Here is an 18,596-nt window from a genome sequence, read left to right as displayed (position 1 = left end):
GTGGCGCTCCTCAGGCTTCGGCGTTGGCTTTGATCAGACGGTCATAGGCGTCCTGATCCAGCAGTTGGCCAACTTCAGCGGCATTGGCTGGCTTGAAACGGAAAAACCAGCCTTCGCCCAGCGGATCTTCGTTGACCAGTTCAGGATTGCTTTCCAAGGCCGGGTTGACTTCCAACACGTCACCGTCCAACGGCATGTAGACACCGCTCGCGGCCTTCACGGATTCCACGGTAGAGGCTTCGTCACCCTTGGCGTAGGTTTGCAGTTCCGGTAACTGAACATAGACCACATCGCCCAAAGCGTTCTGTGCGAACGCGGTGATGCCGACTGTGACGCTGCCATCGGCTTCGGCGCGCAGCCATTCGTGATCTTCAGTGAAACGCAACTCGCTCATGGAAACTCCTGGGGCCAGATTCGTCTGGTGGACGCGAAGAAAGGCGCGGGACATGGCCCGGCCGTATGGTTATATCCATAGCAAGAATGCGGCCAATATCGATAAGTGCTTATGGATCAATGATTTGAGGGGGGTTGGAGTGGTGTGGATAACCTTGGCTGTAGCGAAATCGCTACAGCGTCGCGCCTGGAAAAAATGATTGGGGGATCAAAGCCTTATCCGGCGCAGTTTACCGCTAACTGTAGCGATATCGTTCCACTGTAGCGCTTTCAGTACAGATGGAGGTCGTTTTTGAGCCGATTATTGGTCGAGGCAGGCCCTTGTGGGAGCGAGCCTGCTCGCGATGGCGAGTATCAGCCAATATTTCTGTAGCTGACACGCTGCCATCGCGAGCAGGCTCGCTCCCACAAGGGGACGCTGGTGCGGCTACGGCTTGTTGGGAATCCCATACTTGCGCAACCGATGGGCGATCGCCGTATGGGAGGTCTGCAGGCGGCTGGCGAGTTGGCGGGTGGACGGGTAGTTGACGTAGAGGCTTTCGAGCAAGTGTTTCTCGAAGGTTTCCACGGCCTGTTCCAGGCTTTCGACGTCTACATCGCCTTGTCGCGCGACGGAAGTGCCGGCGATGTCCAGGTCACCAATGTCCACCAGGCTGCTCTCGCAGATCGCCGCGGCGCGGAAGATCACGTTCTGCAGTTGTCGCACGTTGCCAGGCCAGCGGTTACCCAGCAGCGCCGGATAGGTGCCGGGGGCCAGGCGACAGACCGGTCGCTGAATCTGGGCGCAGGCCTGTTGCATGAAATGCCGGGCCAGCAGCAGGATGTCCTGGCCGCGCTCACGCAGTGGCGGGACCTCGACGTTGAGCACGTTCAGGCGATAGAACAAGTCTTCGCGGAACGAACCTTCGTTGACCATTTTCTCCAGGTTGCGATGGGTCGCGCTGAGGATCCGCACGTTGACCTTGATTTCCCGGTCGCCGCCGACCCGGCGGAAGCTGCCGTCATTGAGGAAACGCAGCAGCTTGGCTTGCAGATACGGCGACATCTCACCGATTTCGTCCAGGAACACCGTGCCCTGGTTCGCCAGTTCCATCAGTCCTGGTTTACCCCCCCGTTGTGCGCCGGTAAAGGCGCCGGGGGCGTAGCCGAACAGTTCGCTTTCGGCCAGGTTCTCCGGTAGCGCGGCGCAGTTCAGAGCCAGGAACGGTGCGCCATAGCGCGCGCTGATGGCATGGCAGGCCCGCGCCACCAGCTCCTTGCCGGTGCCGGTTTCGCCCTGGATCAGCAGTGGTGCGTCCAGCGCCGCAACCCGTTGCGCCCGAGCCTTGAGGGTGCGGATCGCCGGGGAGTCGCCGAGCAGCGCATCAAAACCTTCGGCATGGTCGTGGTGCAGCGCCGACAGGCGTTCGCCGATGCGGTTCGGCTGGTACAGCGTGAGCAGTGCGCCGGCGTCGGTGATGGGCGTGGCGTCCAGCAGCCAGGTCTGGCCATTGAGGGTGATTTCCCGCAGCGGCAAGCGAAAGCCGTTCTCCAGCAAGGTGCCCAACAGCGCCTCGTCCCCGAACAGCCCGGCCACGCTTTCGCCGGCCGGTTCCCGACCGTACAGGGCGATCAGCGCAGGGTTGGCGAGCAACACGTTGCCAGCGCTGTCGAGGGCCAGCACCGGGTCGGTCATGGCCGCCAGAAGGGCATCGAGCTGCAGGTGCCGACGCTGGCCCGGCAGGATGTCCACCACGGTGACCGCCTGCACTCCCCGCACGCTGAACAGCGCCTCACGCAGCTCGTCCAGCACCTGCGGGCTGAGGGTCGGGGCGTCGATGTAGACGTTGGGCGGCACCATCTCCACCGCATCCAGATTGAGATTGCGCCCACCCAGCAACGCCAGGACTTCCTGGGTGATGCCAACGCGGTCGATGAAACTGACGTGGATACGCATGGGGCGGTTTCGGGTTCTGGAGTGCGGAGGGTGGCAAGTATGCCTTGGGGCGGGCTGTTGGTGGAATCCAGGTGCACGACTTGAGAGGCGTATTGCCCCCAGTGGGAGCGAGCCTGCTCGCGATGGCGATGTGTCAGTTGCGCAAATGTTGACTGATACTCCGCCATCGCGAGCAGGCTCGCTCCCACAGGGACAGTGGTGAGGAAGTATTTTTTACAACCCCACATCCCACTCCGGCGTCTCGGGAAACCTCACCACCAGGAAGTCCACCAGGCTGCGCAGCGCCGACGGCATGTGTCGGCGTGATGCGTACACCGCGTACATGTTCATCTGCCGGGGTTCGGCGTGGGCCAGCAGGCGGGTCAGTTCGCCGCTCTTGATGTGGGCGCCGGCCTGGTAGCTGGGCAGCATTGCCACGCCGGCACCGGCCATGGTCGCCCTTAGCAAGGTGCTGGCGTCGTTGCCGCTGATATTGCCCTGCACCGGCACCGAGACCTGCTCGCCATCCTGCTCGAAATGCCAGAGGCTCTTGCCCACGTAGGAGTGGGTCAGGCAATTGTGCTGGCTCAGGTCCTCGACCCGTTGCGGTACCGGGTGTTTGCGCAGGTAACCGGGCGAGGCGCAGATCACCGAGCGGCAGACGGTGAGGCGCCGGGCGATCAGGCTGGGGTCCAGGTCGTTGCTCATGCGGATCGCCAGGTCGATGCGTTCGTCCACCAGGTTCACGGTGCGATCCAGCATTTGCAGGTCGACGCTCACCCCCGGATACCGGGTGACGTACTCGGTGATCGCCGCTGCCAACTGGGCCTGGCCGAACGAGGTGCTGGCGCTGATGCGCAAGATGCCTCGCGGGGCGTCGTCTGGCGCGCTGACAGCCGCCTGCATATCGCTGGACAGTTCCAGCATCTGTCGGCAGCGCGGCAATACCTCCAGGCCTGCGGCCGTCAGGCTCAGTTTGCGGGTGGTACGGTGCATCAGCCGGGCACCGACCCAATCCTCCAGCTCCGCCAGATACCGCGAGACCACCGGCCGCGACAGGTCCAGGTACTCGGCCGCTGTCGACTGGCTGCCCAGGTCCACCACGGCGACAAACACCCGCATTGCTTGTAGACGATCCATGATTTGCCCGCTTTCAGAAACAAACTATGTCGTAGCATCGCATTTTTTGGAACGAACCAGATGACTAAGCTCCGTTTCATTGCCCTCGGGCCCATGGACAACGGAGCACAGCATGACCGCAATCCCCTCACTCAAGCGCCTGTTGCTGGCAACCGCTGGCCTGGTCTTCACCGCCCACGCCTGGGCCGCCGACCTTACGCTCGACGTCTACAATCCTGGCGAGGCGGCGGTTTTCCCGGTGACCTCGGTACTGGTCAGTGGCGCAAAGGAGGCGATTCTGGTGGATGCCCAGTTCGGCAAATCCCAGGCTGAACAGGTGGTGCAGAAAATCCGCGCCAGCGGCAAGCAATTGATCGCGATTTATATCAGCCATGGCGACCCGGACTACTATTTCGGCCTGGAAACCCTGACCGCTGCGTTCCCTGAAGCCAAGGTGCTGGCGTCTGCACCGACCGTCGAGCACATCAAGCAGACCGTCGACGGCAAGCTTAAATACTGGGGGCCGATCCTGAAGGCCGACGCGCCGGCCAAGGCTGTCGTGCCCCAAGTGCTCAAGGGCGACAGCCTGATGCTGGAAGGCCAGCGCTTGCAGATCGTCGGCCTCGACGGTCCACAACCGGACCGCAGTTTCCTGTGGATTCCTTCGATCAAGGCGGTGGTCGGCGGTGTGGTGGTGGCCGAGAACATTCACGTCTGGATGGCCGACACCCAGACGCCGCAATCCCATAAGGATTGGCTGGCGACCCTGGCCGGTATTGAGAGGTTGCAACCGAGCACCGTGATCCCGGGGCATTACCTGGGCGAGAGTGCCCGCTCCCTCGCCGCGGTCACCTTCACCGCCGGGTACATCAAGGCGTTCGACGAAGAGACCGCTCGCGCCAAGGATTCCGCTGCGCTGATCGCGGCCATGGAACAACGTTATCCCAACCTGGGGGAAGACAGCTCCCTGGCGCTCAGTGCCAAGGTGGCGAAGGGGGAGATGAAGTGGTGAGGGACTTGTTCTTGTTATGCAGGAGCAAGGCCTGTGGGAGCAAGGCTTGCCCGCGATGAATTTGATTCGGTCTTTCTGAAAATCGCGGCGTCTGCATCGCGAGCAAGCTTTGCTCCCACGGGCTTTGTATTCACAACAGTATTTTCAAACATCGTTAATCACTGGAGAACATCATGAGCAAAATCGCAATCATCGGCGCTACCGGTCGTGCCGGTAGCCAACTGATGGAAGAAGCCCTGCGTCGCGGTCACAGTGTGACGGCCATCGCCCGTAATACCGCGAAAATCGGGGAAAGGACCGGGGTGACCTGCAAGCAACTGGACGTACTGGACAGCGAGGCGTTGACTGCCGCAGTCGACGGTCACGATGTCGTGATCAGCGCTGCCCACTTTGCCACCGTATCGGCCGACAAGATTGTCGCTCCGCTGAAGGCCGCCGGGGTCAAGCGGTTACTGGTGGTGGGCGGCGCAGGCTCGCTGCTGTTGCCGGACAATAGCCGGGTGATCGACAGCGATGGTTTTCCAGAGGAATACCTGGCCGAAGCCACTGCCGGTGCTTTGTTCCTGGACGTGCTGCGCAAGGAGCAGGACCTGGACTGGACCTTCCTCTCGCCCTCGGCGGAGTTCGTGGAAACCGCCCGCACCGGCCAGTTCCGGCTCGGCAAGGACCATCTGATGTTTGACGCCGCCGGGCGCAGCTGGATCAGCTTTGCCGACTATGCCATTGCGATGATCGATGAAGTGGAAGCACCGCAGTTCTCAGGCACGCGGTTCACCGTCGGCTACTGATCCGGCGCGATCGCGCGCATGCTCTCCCACAATGGTATGGGGTGATCGCAGAGACCGCGGTCGCACCGGCCCCTGTGGGAGCGAGCCTGCTCGCGATGGCGGCAGTACAGGTAGCATCGCCACACGCTGATCCACCGCGATCGCGAGCAGGCTCGCTCCCACAGGGTGCCGTCAACATTCAGCCGTGCACCCTCACCCAGACACTGACCAGCACCGTCGCCGCCATCAGCCAGGCCACGGCCGCCACGGCCAGCGAAGCCTCGAGGCGCATGCGGTCGACCATGATGTACAGCGTCGCCAGGTACACGAAGTAGGGAATGATCGACCACATGCCAAACACGATGGTGGTCTTCAGGTCGTCCACCGAACGACCCTTGCCGACGATATAGTGGGCGATCAGGGCAAAGGTGGGGAACAACGGCACCAGCCCGGCGATGTAATAGTTTCGGGTCTTGGCGAGCATCGCCAGGACCACCACCACCGCCGCGCCGAGCGCCGCCTTGAAAATCAGGTCCACAGCTTTATCGTCCCCGGTTAATGGCTCAAGCCGTACTTTTTGACTTTGTCGAAGAGCGTGGTCTTGGCCATCCCCAGTTCCAGGCTGGCCTGGGTCAGGTTGCCACCGCTGCGTTGCAGGGCGTCGACCAGCAGGTTGCGCTCGAAAGCTTCCACCGCTTCGGCGAAGGCCAGGCCCTGGCTGCCGCTGCTGACTCCGGACTTCTTGAAGGCCGGCAGGCCGAGGGCGAAACGTTCGGCGACGTTGCGCAACTCACGTACGTTGCCCGGCCAGTCGTGGCTCATCAGGTTCGACAGGGTCTGGTTGTCCAGCGTTGGCACCGTACGGTCGAAGCGCAGGGATGACTGCTGAAGAAAATGCTCGAACAGTTGCAGGATGTCTTCGCGCCGTTCCCGCAGCGGCGGCAGTTCCAGGGTCACCACGTTGAGGCGGTAGTACAGGTCGCTGCGAAACTGCCCGGCCCGACCCAGTTCATCCAGGTCGGACTTGGTGGCGGCGATCACCCGGCAATCCACGGCCACGCTCTGGTTCGAGCCCAGCCGTTCGAGGGTGCGCTCCTGCAGCACGCGCAACAACTTGATCTGCAAGGGCAGGGGCATGCTTTCCACTTCATCGAGAAACAGCGTGCCGCCGTCGGCGTGCTCGATCTTGCCGATCCGACGCTTGCCGGCGCCGGTGAAGGCATTGGCCTCATGGCCGAAAATCTCGCTCTCGAACAGGTTCTCTGGCAAGCCGCCGCAGTTCAGTGCGACGAACTGTTTACCATGGCGTCGGCTGAAATCGTGCAGGCAACGGGCGACCAATTCCTTGCCGGTACCGGTTTCGCCTTCGATCAGCACGTTGGCCGAGGTATCGGCGACGTTGGCGATCAATTCCCGCAAGTGCTGCATGGCTGGCGAACGGCCGATGATCCGGCCCTCCAGGGAGTCGCGCTCGGCCAGTTGCCGACGCAGCGAAGTGACCTCGCGGGCCAGGCTGCGCTGTTCCAGGGCGCGACGGGCAACGTCCACCAGGCGTTCGGGAGAGAAGGGTTTCTCCATGAAGTCGTAGGCGCCTTTCTGCATGGCGCCCACCGCCATGGAGATGTCGCCGTGACCGGTGATCAGCACCACCGGCAGGCTGCGGTCCCGTGCCTTGAGGCGGGTCAGCAGCTCCAGGCCATCGATGCCCGGCAGGCGGATGTCACTGATGACGATGCCGGCAAAGTCATCGCCGACCCGTGCCAGGGCTTCCTCGGCGCTGCCCACGCCGACGCAGGGAATGTCTTCCAGGGCCAGGGCCTGCTGGCAGCCCAGCAGGACATGGGGATCGTCTTCGACGATCAGTACGCTCAGGTCGTTGTTCATAGCGGCTCGGCAGATAAAGGGCTTACCAACGGTAAACTGAGGACAAAGGTGCTGCCACCGCCATCCGGGTGCTCGACATCCAGGTGCCCGCCAGCGGCAGCGGCCAGGCTCGCCGAGAGCGTCAGGCCCAGGCCCAGGCCTTGTTCGCCGGGTTTGGTGGTGAAGAAGGGCTCGAACAGATGCTTGCGTGTTTCCGGGTCGATACCGTGGCCATTGTCCCGTACCCGCAGGCGATATTTCCCATCCTGGGCCTGGCCTTCGAGCCACAGCCGTGGCTCGGGTCGGCCCTGCATGGCGTCCAGGGCATTGCCGATCAGGTTCACCAGAATCTGCTCCAGGCGCGTCTGGTCGATCTGCACCTGGACGTTATCGAAACCGGTATGCACCTGGACATGCTGGCTTTCAAGGCGAGCGGCCAGCAGTAGCTGGGCGGCCTCGACGGCCTTGCCGAGGCTGGCGCGGCCCTTGTCGTCCCCGCGCCGGGCGAAGGAACGCAGGCTGGCGGTGATCCGCCCCATGCGATCGATCAGTTCGTTGATGGTCTTGAGGTTGGCGCTGGCCGTATCCAGCTGGCCGCGTTCCAGGAAGCGCACGGTGTTACCGGACAAGGTGCGCAGCGCGGCCAACGGCTGGTTGAGCTCGTGGGCGATGCTGGTGGACATCTGGCCGATGGCTGCCAGTTTGCCGGCCTGTACCAGTTCGTCCTGGGCCCGGCGCAACGTTTCTTCGGCCTGCCGGCGTTCGCGGATCTGGCTCTTGAGCCGATCGTTGCTGGCTCGCAGGTCGGTGGTGCGTTCGGTAATCCGACGTTCGAGCTGGCTGTTGGCTTCCTGCAAGGCTTCGCGGGCGGCGAGGCGGGTCGCGATGACCTTGCGCCGTTCGTTCCAGGCGATCAGCAGGAACGCTACCAGGGCGAAGGCCACGGCCACCAGGATGCCCTGGTTGATCGATTGGCGTCGCAGGTCTTCAAGGGGCGTCAGCAGGGTGAAATTCCACGGCGTGTCGTTCAGGGGCCGGGTCTGCGAGAGGTAACTGATGGCCTGTTTTTCGGCGGCCACTTCGGTGTTGGCCGGGAACGTCAGTTTCTCCATGCCTTCGGTCAGCCGTTCTCGGGCCAGGGGGATCAGTTCGTTCAGCGGGAACCAGTAATACTGCAGGCTGCGGGCCAGGCGTTCCTTGGTGTCATCACTCAGCGGACGTACGGACTTGAGGCGTCGTGCCGGGTCGCTGGAGAGAATGATGATGCCGTTCTCGTCGCTGACGAACGCTTCCAGTCGCGCCCGTTGCCAGCGTTCCTCCATGGCTTCGAGCCGGACCTTGACCACGGCCACGCCGATGATCTTGCCCTGTTGTTCCAGACCATGGGCCAGGTAATAGCCGGGTTCGCCGTTGGTGCTGCCGATGCCGTAGAAGCGTCCCGGCTGGCCGCGGACGGCGTTCTGGAAATAGGCGCGGAAGGACAGGTCTTCGCCCAGGTAACTGTCGACGTCGCGCCAGTTGCTGGTGGCCATGACCCGGCCTGTGGTGTCCATCACGTAGATGGCCCGGCTGCGGCTGCGGCGGTTCAGGCCTTCGAGGTATTCGTTGACGGTCTTGCGATGTTCCGGTGTCGGGTCGTCGAGCAGTTGCGAGACGCTGGACTCAAGCTCCAGCAGGCTGGGCAGGTAGGTGTACTTGCTGATCTCGCTCTCGACCGCGCGGGCGTGCAATTCCAGCTGGCGCTCGCCATTCTCGGCGAGACCGCGAATGCCGTAGTGCTCGCTGATCCAGAAACCAAGGTAACCCAGGCCGATCATCAGGGCGATGATCAACGGCGGCAGGAACAAATGGCGGATCAGGCGGGGTTTCACGGCAAGTGATGGCGGCGTCGCGCGATAGAGGGTGGGGTCGCATTTCATCACAGAAGCCTTGGGTCAACCACAACACAAATCTACAAACCAGCTCCGATCCCTTGTGGGAGCGAGCCTGCTCGCGATGAGGCCAGCACAGCCAACGTCGATGTTGAATGTCCGTCCGCTTTCGCGAGCAGGCTCGCTCCCACAGGGAGTGGGGCTGAGCTTTTAGTGCTGCAGGATTTTCTCAAGGAAGTGCTGCGCACGTTCGGAGCGGGCGCTGATGTCGCCGAAGAACTCCTCCTTCGGGCAGTCTTCGATGATCTGGCCCTGGTCCATGAAGATCACCCGGTTCGCCACCTTGCGGGCGAAGCCCATTTCGTGGGTCACGCACATCATGGTCATGCCTTCGTGGGCCAGTTGCACCATCACGTCGAGCACTTCATTGACCATTTCCGGGTCGAGGGCCGAAGTCGGTTCGTCGAACAGCATCACCACCGGGTCCATCGCCAAGGCGCGGGCAATCGCCACGCGTTGTTGCTGGCCGCCAGAGAGCTGGCCCGGATGCTTGTGGGCGTGGGCCGAGAGCCCGACCCGATCAAGCAACTGCAGGCCTTTCTTGGTGGCTTCTTCCTTGCTGCGGCCCAGCACCTTGATCTGCGCGATGGTCAGGTTCTCGGTGATGGTCAGGTGCGGGAACAGTTCGAAGTGCTGGAACACCATGCCCACCCGCGAACGCAGTTTCGGCAGGTTGGTCTTCGGGTCGGCGATGGACGTGCCGTCGACCACGATGTCGCCTTTCTGGAACGGCTCCAGGGCGTTCACGCACTTGATCAGGGTGGACTTGCCCGAACCCGACGGACCGCACACCACCACCACTTCACCTTTGCTGACCTCGGTGCTGCAATTGGTCAGTACCTGGAAGTCCCCATACCACTTGTTGATGTTCTTGATAGAGATCATACGGCGAACCTTTTTTGCAGACGCTTGACCAGCAGCGAGGCGGCAAAGCTGATTGTGAAGTACACGAGACCTGCGACGATCAGGAACTCATTGGAGCGGCCGATGATGTCGCCATTGGCTCGCGAAGCATTGAGGAAATCCACCAGGCCGACGGTGTAGACCAGCGAGGTGTCCTGAAACAGGATGATGCTTTGTTGCAGCAGCAGCGGGGTCATCTTGCGAAACGCCTGGGGCAGGATGATCAGGCGCATGGTCTGGCCATAATTCATGCCCAGCGCCTGGGCGGCGCCCATCTGGCCCTTGGGGATCGACTGCACGCCGGCCCGCACGATTTCGCAGAAGTACGCGGCTTCGAACATCATGAACGCCACGACGCAGGAGCCAAACGCGCCGATTGGCGTGTCTTCGCCGGTGATCCAGCGCAGCACGAACGGCACCGCCAGGTAGAACCAGGTGATCACCAGCAGCAGCGGGATCGAGCGGAAGTAGTTGACGTAGGCGCCGGCGATATTGGACAGCAACTTGTTATGGGACAGGCGCATCAGCGCCAGGATCGTACCCAGAACGATGCCGCCGACCACGCCCAGGACCATCAGCTTGAGGGTCATCACCATGCCGTTCCACAGGCCGGGAATGGCCGGAACGACACCACTGAAATCGAATTCCATTATTTACCCCCCACGGAGATGAGGCCGGGCACCGCGACTTTCTTCTCGACCATGCGCATGAGCAGCATCAGGCTCATGTTCAGGGTGAAATAGATCAAGGTCGCCAGGGTGAAGGCTTCGAACAGGTTGGCGGAGAACTCGGCGGTCTGCTTGGTCTGCGCGAGCAGTTCCATCAGGCCGATCAGCGAGGCCACGGAGGAGTTCTTGAAGACGTTGAGGAATTCCGAGGTGAGCGGCGGAATGATGATCCGGTAGGCCTGGGGCAGCAGCACGTTCCAGTAGATCTGCGGCAGCTTGAAGCCCATGGCCCGGGCAGCGGATTCCTGGCCGCGTGGCAGCGCCTGGATACCGGTGCGCACTTGTTCGCAGACCCGGGCGGCAGTGAACAGGCCCAGGCACACGACGACGCTCAGGTAGGCCGAAGTCGTCGGGTTCAGGTCCTGCTTGTACCATTCCTGCAGGTTTTCCGGCAGCAGGTCGGGTACCAGGAAGTACCAGATGAACAGCTGCACCAACAACGGCACGTTACGGAAAAGCTCCACGTAGCAGGTGGCGATACCCGACACCAGCCGGTTCGGCACGGTGCGCATCACACCCAGGACCGAGCCCAGCAGCAGGGCAATGATCCAGGCCACGACGGCGATGGCGATGGTCCAGCCCAGGCCGGCGATGTACCAGTCGAGATAAGTCTCGCTGCCCACGCCGGTGGACTTGAAGAACACGCCCCAGTCCCAGTTGTAATTCATTAGGGTCTCCCCTCAGATCGTTCGATGTACAGATGCCCGCCTGGGGAAGCTCCGTTCCCGCCCGACCTTGAAGGCCAGGCACACGCGTCCGGCTCGACAGCCACCGGTTCGAGTGTTTCCTTATTGTCAGCTGGGAGTGACCATCCCCTGAAAGGGCCGGGCCCCTTCAGGAGATAAGGTTAGTCAGAAAAATCAGGACTTCTTGTCGTCAGCCGCCTTGTCGGTCGGATTGGCGATCAGTGCCTTGAGCTCGTCGCTCATCGGGAAGTTCAGGTTCAGGTTTTTCGGTGGGATCGGCTGGGTGAACCACTTGTCGTAGATCTTGTTGATCTCGCCCGACGCGAAGGTGGCCTTGATGGCGTCATCCACAGCCTTTTTGAACGGCTCGTCGCCTTTGCGCATCATGCAGCCGTAGATTTCGTAGGACTGTGGCGTACCGGTGACGGCCCAGTCATCAGCTTTCTTGGCCTTGGCCGCTTCGCCGGCCAGCAGGGCGTCATCCATCATGAACGCGACGGCACGACCCGATTCCAGCATCTGGAAGGATTCGCCGTGGTCCTTGGCAGAGATGACGTTCATGCCCATCTGCTTGTCGGCGTTCATGGCCTTGAGCAGTCGCTCGGAGGTGGTGCCGGCGGTGGTCACGACGTTCTTGCCTTTCAGGTCGTCGAAATCCTTGTACTTGGAATCTTTCTTGGAGAGCAGGCGGGTGCCGATCTCGAAGATGCCAACGGAGAAGTCAACCTGCTGCTGACGCTCGACGTTGTTGGTGGTGGAGCCGCATTCCAGGTCCACGGTGCCGTTCTGCACCAGCGGGATACGGGTTTGCGAAGTGACCAGGTTGTACTTGACCTGCAGGTTGGGCATGTCCAGGTCTTTTTTCAGGGCTTCGACGACTTTCAACTGGATGTCGTGGGAGTAGCCGACCGGTTTGCCGGAAGCGTCCGCGATGTAGGAGAACGGAATGGAAGCGTCGCGATGCCCGAGCGTGACGACGCCGGACTCTTTGATCTTTTTCAGCGTGCCGGTCAGTTCGGCAGCGAAAGCTGGGGTGCTGATCAGAGCGACAGCAACGGCTGCGCCCAGGAGATGGGGAACGATACGCATCGATGTTTCCTCGACATTGTTTTTTTTATTTCAGCCGGTTCGGCCCTGAGTACTTCGAATGTCCAGTTGCTCCTGGTGTGTTGGCGTCCAGGCATTCGTCTCCAGGAGTGTAGAGCATGACCCGTGCCAGGCCGGGTCGTCATGGCTAACCTATTGTTTTGCATAGGGTATTAATTTTTTGTTTCAGACTTTTGGTGAGCAAATCATCCGGTTAGCCGAACCGGGTGCCAGGTCGTGTTCGGAAAACCGAATGCCTGGGTCCCCTGTGGGAGCGAGCCTGCTCGCGATAGCGGTGTGTCTGAATCAATAGAGGTTGGATGTGCCATCGCTATCGCGAGCAGGCTCGCTCCCACAGTGGCGGTGGCGAGATTTCAGACAGCAAAAAGCCCCTGAATCGGAGGACTCAGGGGCTTCGGTCGAGCAGGCTATCGATCAGGCCGCTTCGATCTTGCGGCGGTTGTGGGCGACTTTATCCAGGTATTGCTGCAGCTTTTCCTGTTCGGCCGGGGTGGTGAACAAGCCCAATTTGCTGCGGCGCCACAGAATGTCCCGGGCATCGACGGCCCATTCGTCGCTGCACAGGTAGTCGACCTCCCGGGTATAGAGATCGGCACCGATCAACTCGCCCAGGTCGCTCAGGTTATGCACGCCTTCGAGCATGCGCCAGGTACGGCTGCCGTAGGTTGTGGCCCAACGGCGCGCGAGGGCGGTCGGTACCCAGTCGAACTTATCGCGGATCGCCGAGCAGAGCGCTTGCGGGGTGGTCATGTTCTCGCCGCCGGGCAACGGGGCGTTGGCGGTCCAGCTCGGTTGCATCTGGGTGAAATAGGGGGCCAACTGCGTCATGGCCGATTCGGCCAGCTTGCGGTAGGTGGTCAGCTTGCCGCCGAATACCGACAGCAAGGGCGCCTCTTGGCCGCTACCGGAAAGTGCCAGGGTGTAATCCCGGGTCACGGCCGACGGGTTGTCGGACTCGTCGTTGCACAGCGGACGCACACCGGAATAACTGTGCAGAATGTCGTCACGGCTGATCTGTTTCTTGAAGTGGGCATTGACCACATTCAACAGATAATCGGTTTCGCCGTCGGTAATCGCCACCTTGGCCGGATCGCCGGTGTATTCGCGGTCGGTCGTGCCGATCAGGGTGAACTGGTTCAGGTAAGGAATGGTGAATACGATGCGCTGGTCTTCGTTCTGAAGGATATGCGCGTGTTCGCCTTCATAGAGTTTCGGCACGATCACATGACTGCCCTGGATCAGACGAATACCGTAGGGGGATTCCATCTTCAGGTCATCGCGAATGAACTTGGCGACCCATGGGCCGGCTGCGTTCACCAGGGCCTTGGCGCGGATTGAAAACAGGCTGCCGTCGGCGCGTTCCAGGTGCAAATGCCACAGTCCATTGCTACGACGGGCGTTCACGCAGCGGGTACGGGTGTGGACGTGTGCGCCTTTTTCCCTCGCCGCCATGGCGTTGAGCACCACCAACCGTGCATCGTCGACCCAGCAATCGGAGTATTCGAAGCCCTTGGTGATCTCGCTTTTCAGCGCGCTATCGGCACCGAATTTCAAGCTCTTGGAACCGGCGAGTTGTTCACGCTTGCCCAGGTGATCGTAGAGGAACAGGCCGGCACGGATCATCCAGGCCGGACGCAGGTGCGGGCGGTGGGGCAGTACGAAGCGCATCTGCTTGACGATGTGCGGGGCCTTGGCCAACAGCACCTCGCGCTCGGCCAACGCTTCACGCACCAAGCGGAATTCGTAATGTTCGAGGTAGCGCAGCCCGCCGTGGATCAGCTTGCTGCTGGCCGAGGAGGTATGGCTGGCCAGGTCATCCTTTTCGCAAAGGAACACCGAAAGACCGCGACCGGCAGCGTCCGCGGCAATCCCCACGCCATTGATGCCGCCGCCAATGACGGCAATGTCGTAGATTTCGGCGATAGGGGGCGTAGGCAATGTGGAGGTGGGCATCGGCTGGCCTCGGGTTTCTTTCATGACATTTGAATTCGAACATAAATGTTCATTTGCGAAAATACTAGCCCATTAATACAGCAGCGGCTAGTCGATCCCGATTGAAAAAACTCATCGAAAGACGTCAAAAAGAAAATTTTCGAACATAAAAAAGATCGCAGGCTTCGCCAGCTCCTACAGGTATGGTGTAGGAGCTGGCGAAGCCTGCGATCTCTTGAAGCTGAAAAGTAGCAGCTTGAAGCTGCCGTTAAACCACTTCCAGCCGAATCTTGTGCTGGTTCAGCAACTGCACCAGGGCCGGTACTGGTTGCTGGTCGGTCACCAGGCAATCGATCAGGCTGATGGGCCCCAGGCGGACCATGGCGTTGCGCCCGAACTTGCTGGAGTCCGCCGCCAGCAGCACTTGCCGGGCGTTGGCGATGATTGCCTGGGAGACGCGCACTTCCTGGTAATCGAAGTCCAGCAGGCTGCCGTCTTCGTCGATGCCACTGATACCCACCAGGGCGAAATCGACCTTGAACTGGTTGATGAAGTCGACGCTGGCCTGGCCCACCACGCCACCGTCGCGGCGTACGTTGCCGCCGGCGATCAACACTTCGAAGTCGTCCTTGGCGCTGAGGATCGAAGCCACGTGCAGGTTATTGGTGATGACCTTGAGCTGGTTGTGGTTTAGCAGCGCCCGGGCGATGGATTCGGTGGTAGTGCCGATGTTGATGAACAGCGACGCATGATCGGGGATCTGGGCGGCGATGGCTTCGGCAATGCGTTGTTTCTCATCGCGCATCTGATCGGCGCGCATGGCGTAGGCGGTGTTTTCAACGCTCGAATCGTAGGCGGCACCACCATGGTAGCGACGCAGCAGGTTCATCTCGGCCAGTTGATTGATATCGCGGCGGATGGTTTGCGGGGTGACGACGAACACCTGAGCCATTTCCTCGATGCTGACGTAGCCGCGTTCACGGACCAATTCGAGGATTTGCTGCTGACGGGGAGGCAGATTCATGGGGCTTCCTTTGGGCTGCCATGCAAAATTTGCCCATGATGCCGCAGGAATCCACTCCCGACCAGTTTCAGTCCGTCTTCATGGCGGTTTCAGGCTATTCGGCGTCTTCGTGGGATTCCCAGTCGCGGGTGCGGCTGATGGCTTTTTTCCAACCGGCGTAGAGTTTTTCCTTTGCCTGTTCGTCCAGTTGTGGTTCGAACCGGCGCTCGATCACCGCTTTGCCGCGCAACTCTTCCAGACTGCCCCAGAAGCCGCATGCCAGGCCCGCCAGGTAGGCGGCGCCCAAGGCTGTGGTCTCGCGCATTTTCGGGCGTTCGACCTGGGTGCCGAGGATGTCGGCCTGGAACTGCATCAGGAAGTTGTTCGCCACCGCACCGCCGTCAACGCGCAAGGCCTTGAGGCGTTCACCGGAGTCCTGCTGCATGGCGTCGAGCACGTCGCGGGTCTGGTAGGCAATCGACTCCAGCGCCGCGCGAATGATGTGATCGACCCGTACGCCGCGCGTCAGGCCGAACAAGGCGCCACGGGCATAGGGGTCCCAGTACGGCGCGCCCAGGCCCGTGAAGGCGGGCACGAGGTACACGCCGTTGCTGTCCTTGACCTTGTTGGCGAAGTACTCGGTGTCGAGTGCATCGTTGACGATTTTCAGCTCGTCGCGCAGCCACTGCACCGTGGAGCCGCCATTGAATACCGCACCTTCCAGGGCATAGGCCACTTCGCCGCGGGGGCCGCAGGCGATGGTGGTGAGCATGCCGTGATTGGATTTGACCGCTTTGTCCCCGGTGTTCATCAGCAGGAAGCAGCCGGTGCCGTAGGTGTTTTTCGCCTGACCCGGTTCCACGCACATCTGGCCGAAGAGGGCGGCCTGCTGGTCGCCGGCGATGCCACCAATGGCAATGCCGCTCTTGGTGCGGCCGTAGATTTCCGAGGAAGACTTCACTTCCGGCAACATTTCCCGGGGGATGTCGAGGATGTCGAGCATCTTCGCGTCCCACTCCAGGGAATGGATGTTGAAAAGCATGGTGCGCGAGGCGTTGGTGTAGTCGGTGACATGGACCTTGCCGCCGGTAAATTTCCAGATCAGCCAACTGTCGACGGTACCGAACAGCAGTTCACCGTTGCGCGCACGCTCACGGCTGCCTTCCACGGTGTCCAGGATCCACTTGAGCTTGGTGCCGGAGAAGTACGGGTCGGTGACCAGGCCGGTGGTCTGACTAATATAAGGCTCGTGGCCGTCGCGCTTGAGCTGTTGGCAGATTTCGGTGCTGCGCCGACATTGCCAGACGATGGCGTTGTAGATCGGCCGGCCGGTGGTCTTGTCCCACACCACCGTGGTCTCACGCTGGTTGGTGATGCCGATGGCGGCCACCTGATCATGATGCAGGCCGGCCTGGGCCAGGGCTTCGACCATGACCGCGCTCTGGGTGGCGAAGATCTCCATCGGGTCATGTTCGACCCACCCGGCCTGGGGATAGTGCTGGGCGAATTCGCGCTGGGCAGTGCAGACCACATTGGCGTCACGGTCGAAGATGATCGCGCGGGAGCTGGTCGTGCCCTGGTCGAGGGCAATGATGTAGTTCTTGTTCTGAATGTCGGTCATATCGATTGCCTTGGGACGTAAATCTGGTCTCGGCAGTGCTCGAGACATGCGTTCTGGCTTTCACTTTCGAAAAAATATAGACAAGAAACGCTGCTGTCAAAGATTGAAAGTGAACCTTCGGTCATATTTTCAACTATTCGTGAAGTATGACTTAGAATCCCGGCCCACTCTTTTCTGATTTCTTCAGGAGCGGTCATGACCCCCGCATTGGATCTGCTTAAAAAAGTGCGCGCCGAGCATCGTATCCACAGCTACGAACACGACCCCAAGGCCGCCTCCTATGGCCTGGAGGCTGCGGAAAAACTGGGGTTGGATCCGGCGCAGGTGTTCAAGACACTGCTGGCCGCCAGTGAAAAAGGCGAGTTGCTGGTGGCGGTGGTGCCGGTGGTCGGCAGCCTGGACCTGAAAGCGCTGGCCCATGCCGCCGGTGTGAAAAAAGTCGAGATGGCCGACCCGGCCGCCGCGCAACGCTCCACGGGCTATCTGCTGGGCGGTATCAGCCCGTTGGGGCAGAAGAAGCGCTTGCGCACCTTCATCGACCGTTCCGCCCAACCCTTTGCCAGCATCTATGTCAGCGCGGGGCGACGCGGGTTGGAGGTGGAACTGGCGCCAGGGGTACTGGCCGAGCATACCGGGGCGGCGTTCGCCGATATCGGTCGCGCCTGATCTCTTGCGGGCAGATCTTGCCCTACGCTGTAGGGTGAAAATTCACTGAATCTGTCACTGGCGTGACGGCGTCAAGGCGCTTCATGCTCGCGCCCCTATAACAAGGATCAAGGAGAAGGCCATGCAGCTTGCGTTTCATCAAGTCGATGCGTTCAGCGACCGCCCCTTTGGCGGCAACCCGGCGATAGTCTATCGGCTCGATGCCTGGCTGGCCGATGACTTGATGCACAAGATCGCCGCCGAACATAACCTGGCCGAAACCGCGTTCCTGGTGCGCGAAGGCCAGTATTGGCACATCCGCTGGTTCACCCCCACCACCGAAGTCCCGCTATGCGGACACGCCACGCTGGCCAGCGCCCATGTGCTGTTCGATATCTACCACGAGACTGCCGACCGGTTGGATTTCATGTGCAAATCCGGCCCCTTGAGCGTCAGTCGCGAAGGTGACCGGTTGTGGCTGGATTTTCCGGCCATGATCCCCAGCGAACTGGGCGCCTCCCTGGCCGTGCAGAACGCCCTGGGGGTCGAGGCGGTGGACGTCCTCACTTCCAATGTGCTGATGGTGGTACTGGAGTCGGAACAAGCGGTGCTCGATTGCAAACCGGACATGACGGCCTTGGCCAAACTGCCGTGGCCTGGCGCTATCGTTACCGCGCCGGGTAGCCGGCATGACTTTGTCTCGCGTTACTTTGCGCCAGCGATTGGTATCAACGAGGACCCGGTGACCGGATCGACCCATTGCAGCCTGGTTCCGTACTGGTCCAAGCGCCTGAGCAAACTGGGGCTGACGGCTTATCAATGCTCGGCCAGGGGCGGGGCGCTGTTCTGTCGGTTGGAGGGGGAACGGGTGAAGATTGGCGGGGATGCGAGGTTGGTGGCCGGTGGGACGTTGTTGCTGGGTTGATCTGAACTGAGTACAGCCGGGAGAGCGATGTCGGCTGTCAGGCCGC

The 18,596-nt window shown here is 61.2% G+C and carries 17 protein-coding genes; 4 read left to right on the top strand and 13 right to left on the bottom strand.

The window, feature by feature from the left end; genetic code table 11:
- Window positions 1–10: 10 nt before the first annotated feature.
- The 3 genes from gcvH to ACODTO_RS15320 all read right to left on the bottom strand — a co-directional run bounded on the left by gcvH (window position 11) and on the right by ACODTO_RS15320 (window position 3,448).
- On the bottom strand, window positions 11–394 hold the full coding sequence (gene gcvH, locus ACODTO_RS15330; RefSeq protein WP_175364257.1) for a glycine cleavage system protein GcvH: 384 nt from the start codon (window positions 392–394) through the stop codon (window positions 11–13).
- Window positions 395–820: 426 nt separating this feature from the next.
- Window positions 821–2,329, bottom strand: coding sequence for a sigma-54-dependent transcriptional regulator (locus tag ACODTO_RS15325; RefSeq protein ID WP_175364199.1), 1,509 nt, complete (start codon window positions 2,327–2,329; stop codon window positions 821–823).
- A 213-nt stretch (window positions 2,330–2,542) separates the two neighbouring features.
- Window positions 2,543–3,448 (bottom strand): LysR family transcriptional regulator, encoded by a 906-nt coding sequence (locus tag ACODTO_RS15320; RefSeq protein WP_139647709.1) that lies wholly within the window; start codon window positions 3,446–3,448, stop codon window positions 2,543–2,545.
- A gap of 112 nt (window positions 3,449–3,560) precedes the next feature.
- On the opposite strand from ACODTO_RS15320, the gene ACODTO_RS15315 reads away from it, so the two are divergent.
- Both ACODTO_RS15315 and ACODTO_RS15310 read left to right on the top strand, forming a co-directional pair.
- Window positions 3,561–4,439 (top strand): MBL fold metallo-hydrolase, encoded by an 879-nt coding sequence (locus tag ACODTO_RS15315; RefSeq protein ID WP_489106675.1) that lies wholly within the window; start codon window positions 3,561–3,563, stop codon window positions 4,437–4,439.
- A 173-nt stretch (window positions 4,440–4,612) separates the two neighbouring features.
- Entirely contained in the window at window positions 4,613–5,227 is a 615-nt protein-coding gene (locus ACODTO_RS15310) for an NAD(P)-dependent oxidoreductase (protein WP_139647713.1), read from the top strand.
- Window positions 5,228–5,405: 178 nt separating this feature from the next.
- Here the strand turns inward: ACODTO_RS15310 and ACODTO_RS15305 are convergent, their stop codons facing one another.
- The 10 genes from ACODTO_RS15305 to glpK form a co-directional block, all read right to left on the bottom strand.
- Window positions 5,406–5,735: a GlpM family protein gene (locus tag ACODTO_RS15305; protein WP_175364201.1), complete on the bottom strand. Its 330-nt coding sequence runs from the start codon at window positions 5,733–5,735 to the stop codon at window positions 5,406–5,408.
- Between the two features lie 26 nt (window positions 5,736–5,761).
- On the bottom strand, window positions 5,762–7,090 hold the full coding sequence (aauR, locus tag ACODTO_RS15300; RefSeq protein WP_489106674.1) for a two-component response regulator AauR: 1,329 nt from the start codon (window positions 7,088–7,090) through the stop codon (window positions 5,762–5,764).
- Entirely contained in the window at window positions 7,087–8,988 is a 1,902-nt protein-coding gene (gene aauS / locus ACODTO_RS15295; protein ID WP_139647718.1) for a two-component sensor histidine kinase AauS, read from the bottom strand. Before aauS ends, aauR begins: the two co-directional genes overlap by 4 nt.
- 162 nt (window positions 8,989–9,150) lie before the next feature.
- Window positions 9,151–9,885: an amino acid ABC transporter ATP-binding protein gene (locus tag ACODTO_RS15290; RefSeq protein ID WP_024779491.1), complete on the bottom strand. Its 735-nt coding sequence runs from the start codon at window positions 9,883–9,885 to the stop codon at window positions 9,151–9,153.
- Window positions 9,882–10,553: an amino acid ABC transporter permease gene (locus ACODTO_RS15285; RefSeq protein WP_041020253.1), complete on the bottom strand. Its 672-nt coding sequence runs from the start codon at window positions 10,551–10,553 to the stop codon at window positions 9,882–9,884. Before ACODTO_RS15285 ends, ACODTO_RS15290 begins: the two co-directional genes overlap by 4 nt.
- Window positions 10,553–11,299 carry an amino acid ABC transporter permease gene (locus ACODTO_RS15280; RefSeq protein WP_041020252.1) on the bottom strand — a complete coding sequence of 249 codons (747 nt, stop codon included), beginning with the start codon at window positions 11,297–11,299 and terminating at the stop codon, window positions 10,553–10,555. Before ACODTO_RS15280 ends, ACODTO_RS15285 begins: the two co-directional genes overlap by 1 nt.
- Before the next feature lie 192 nt (window positions 11,300–11,491).
- Complete coding sequence (locus ACODTO_RS15275; protein ID WP_175384692.1) at window positions 11,492–12,406, bottom strand: glutamate/aspartate ABC transporter substrate-binding protein; 915 nt, start codon at window positions 12,404–12,406, stop codon at window positions 11,492–11,494.
- Between the two features lie 432 nt (window positions 12,407–12,838).
- A complete protein-coding gene (gene glpD / locus ACODTO_RS15270) occupies window positions 12,839–14,377 on the bottom strand; it encodes a glycerol-3-phosphate dehydrogenase (protein ID WP_489106680.1) in 1,539 nt (512 codons plus the stop codon).
- A gap of 247 nt (window positions 14,378–14,624) precedes the next feature.
- A complete protein-coding gene (locus tag ACODTO_RS15265) occupies window positions 14,625–15,380 on the bottom strand; it encodes a DeoR/GlpR family transcriptional regulator (RefSeq protein WP_139647722.1) in 756 nt (251 codons plus the stop codon).
- A gap of 94 nt (window positions 15,381–15,474) precedes the next feature.
- Window positions 15,475–16,980 (bottom strand): glycerol kinase GlpK, encoded by a 1,506-nt coding sequence (gene glpK / locus ACODTO_RS15260; RefSeq protein WP_139647724.1) that lies wholly within the window; start codon window positions 16,978–16,980, stop codon window positions 15,475–15,477.
- A gap of 195 nt (window positions 16,981–17,175) precedes the next feature.
- Here glpK and ybaK point away from each other — a divergent pair, with 195 nt between their 5' ends.
- Both ybaK and ACODTO_RS15250 read left to right on the top strand, forming a co-directional pair.
- On the top strand, window positions 17,176–17,646 hold the full coding sequence (gene ybaK / locus ACODTO_RS15255; protein WP_041020248.1) for a Cys-tRNA(Pro) deacylase: 471 nt from the start codon (window positions 17,176–17,178) through the stop codon (window positions 17,644–17,646).
- Window positions 17,647–17,767: 121 nt separating this feature from the next.
- Complete coding sequence (locus ACODTO_RS15250; RefSeq protein ID WP_489106673.1) at window positions 17,768–18,550, top strand: PhzF family phenazine biosynthesis protein; 783 nt, start codon at window positions 17,768–17,770, stop codon at window positions 18,548–18,550.
- Window positions 18,551–18,596: the final 46 nt, after the last annotated feature.

This window comes from Pseudomonas sp. FG13 (assembly GCF_057809755.1).
The sequence above is the reverse complement of the archived record's forward strand: the minus strand, read 5'-3'. Positions and strand labels throughout refer to the sequence as shown.

What these genes read in the sequence shown, in the direction of transcription:
- glpK (WP_139647724.1), bottom strand. Translation starts at nt 16,980, where the DNA reads ATGACCGACATTCAGAACAAGAACTACATCATTGCCCTCGACCAGGGC.
- ACODTO_RS15290 (WP_024779491.1), bottom strand. Translation starts at nt 9,885, where the DNA reads ATGATCTCTATCAAGAACATCAACAAGTGGTATGGGGACTTCCAGGTA.
- ACODTO_RS15275 (WP_175384692.1), bottom strand. Translation starts at nt 12,406, where the DNA reads ATGCGTATCGTTCCCCATCTCCTGGGCGCAGCCGTTGCTGTCGCTCTG.
- gcvH (WP_175364257.1), bottom strand. Translation starts at nt 394, where the DNA reads ATGAGCGAGTTGCGTTTCACTGAAGATCACGAATGGCTGCGCGCCGAA.
- glpD (WP_489106680.1), bottom strand. Translation starts at nt 14,377, where the DNA reads ATGCCCACCTCCACATTGCCTACGCCCCCTATCGCCGAAATCTACGAC.
- ACODTO_RS15315 (WP_489106675.1), top strand. Translation starts at nt 3,561, where the DNA reads ATGACCGCAATCCCCTCACTCAAGCGCCTGTTGCTGGCAACCGCTGGC.
- ACODTO_RS15310 (WP_139647713.1), top strand. Translation starts at nt 4,613, where the DNA reads ATGAGCAAAATCGCAATCATCGGCGCTACCGGTCGTGCCGGTAGCCAA.
- aauS (WP_139647718.1), bottom strand. Translation starts at nt 8,988, where the DNA reads ATGAAATGCGACCCCACCCTCTATCGCGCGACGCCGCCATCACTTGCC.
- ACODTO_RS15285 (WP_041020253.1), bottom strand. Translation starts at nt 10,553, where the DNA reads ATGGAATTCGATTTCAGTGGTGTCGTTCCGGCCATTCCCGGCCTGTGG.
- ACODTO_RS15320 (WP_139647709.1), bottom strand. Translation starts at nt 3,448, where the DNA reads ATGGATCGTCTACAAGCAATGCGGGTGTTTGTCGCCGTGGTGGACCTG.
- ACODTO_RS15325 (WP_175364199.1), bottom strand. Translation starts at nt 2,329, where the DNA reads ATGCGTATCCACGTCAGTTTCATCGACCGCGTTGGCATCACCCAGGAA.
- ybaK (WP_041020248.1), top strand. Translation starts at nt 17,176, where the DNA reads ATGACCCCCGCATTGGATCTGCTTAAAAAAGTGCGCGCCGAGCATCGT.
- ACODTO_RS15280 (WP_041020252.1), bottom strand. Translation starts at nt 11,299, where the DNA reads ATGAATTACAACTGGGACTGGGGCGTGTTCTTCAAGTCCACCGGCGTG.
- ACODTO_RS15265 (WP_139647722.1), bottom strand. Translation starts at nt 15,380, where the DNA reads ATGAATCTGCCTCCCCGTCAGCAGCAAATCCTCGAATTGGTCCGTGAA.
- aauR (WP_489106674.1), bottom strand. Translation starts at nt 7,090, where the DNA reads ATGAACAACGACCTGAGCGTACTGATCGTCGAAGACGATCCCCATGTC.
- ACODTO_RS15250 (WP_489106673.1), top strand. Translation starts at nt 17,768, where the DNA reads ATGCAGCTTGCGTTTCATCAAGTCGATGCGTTCAGCGACCGCCCCTTT.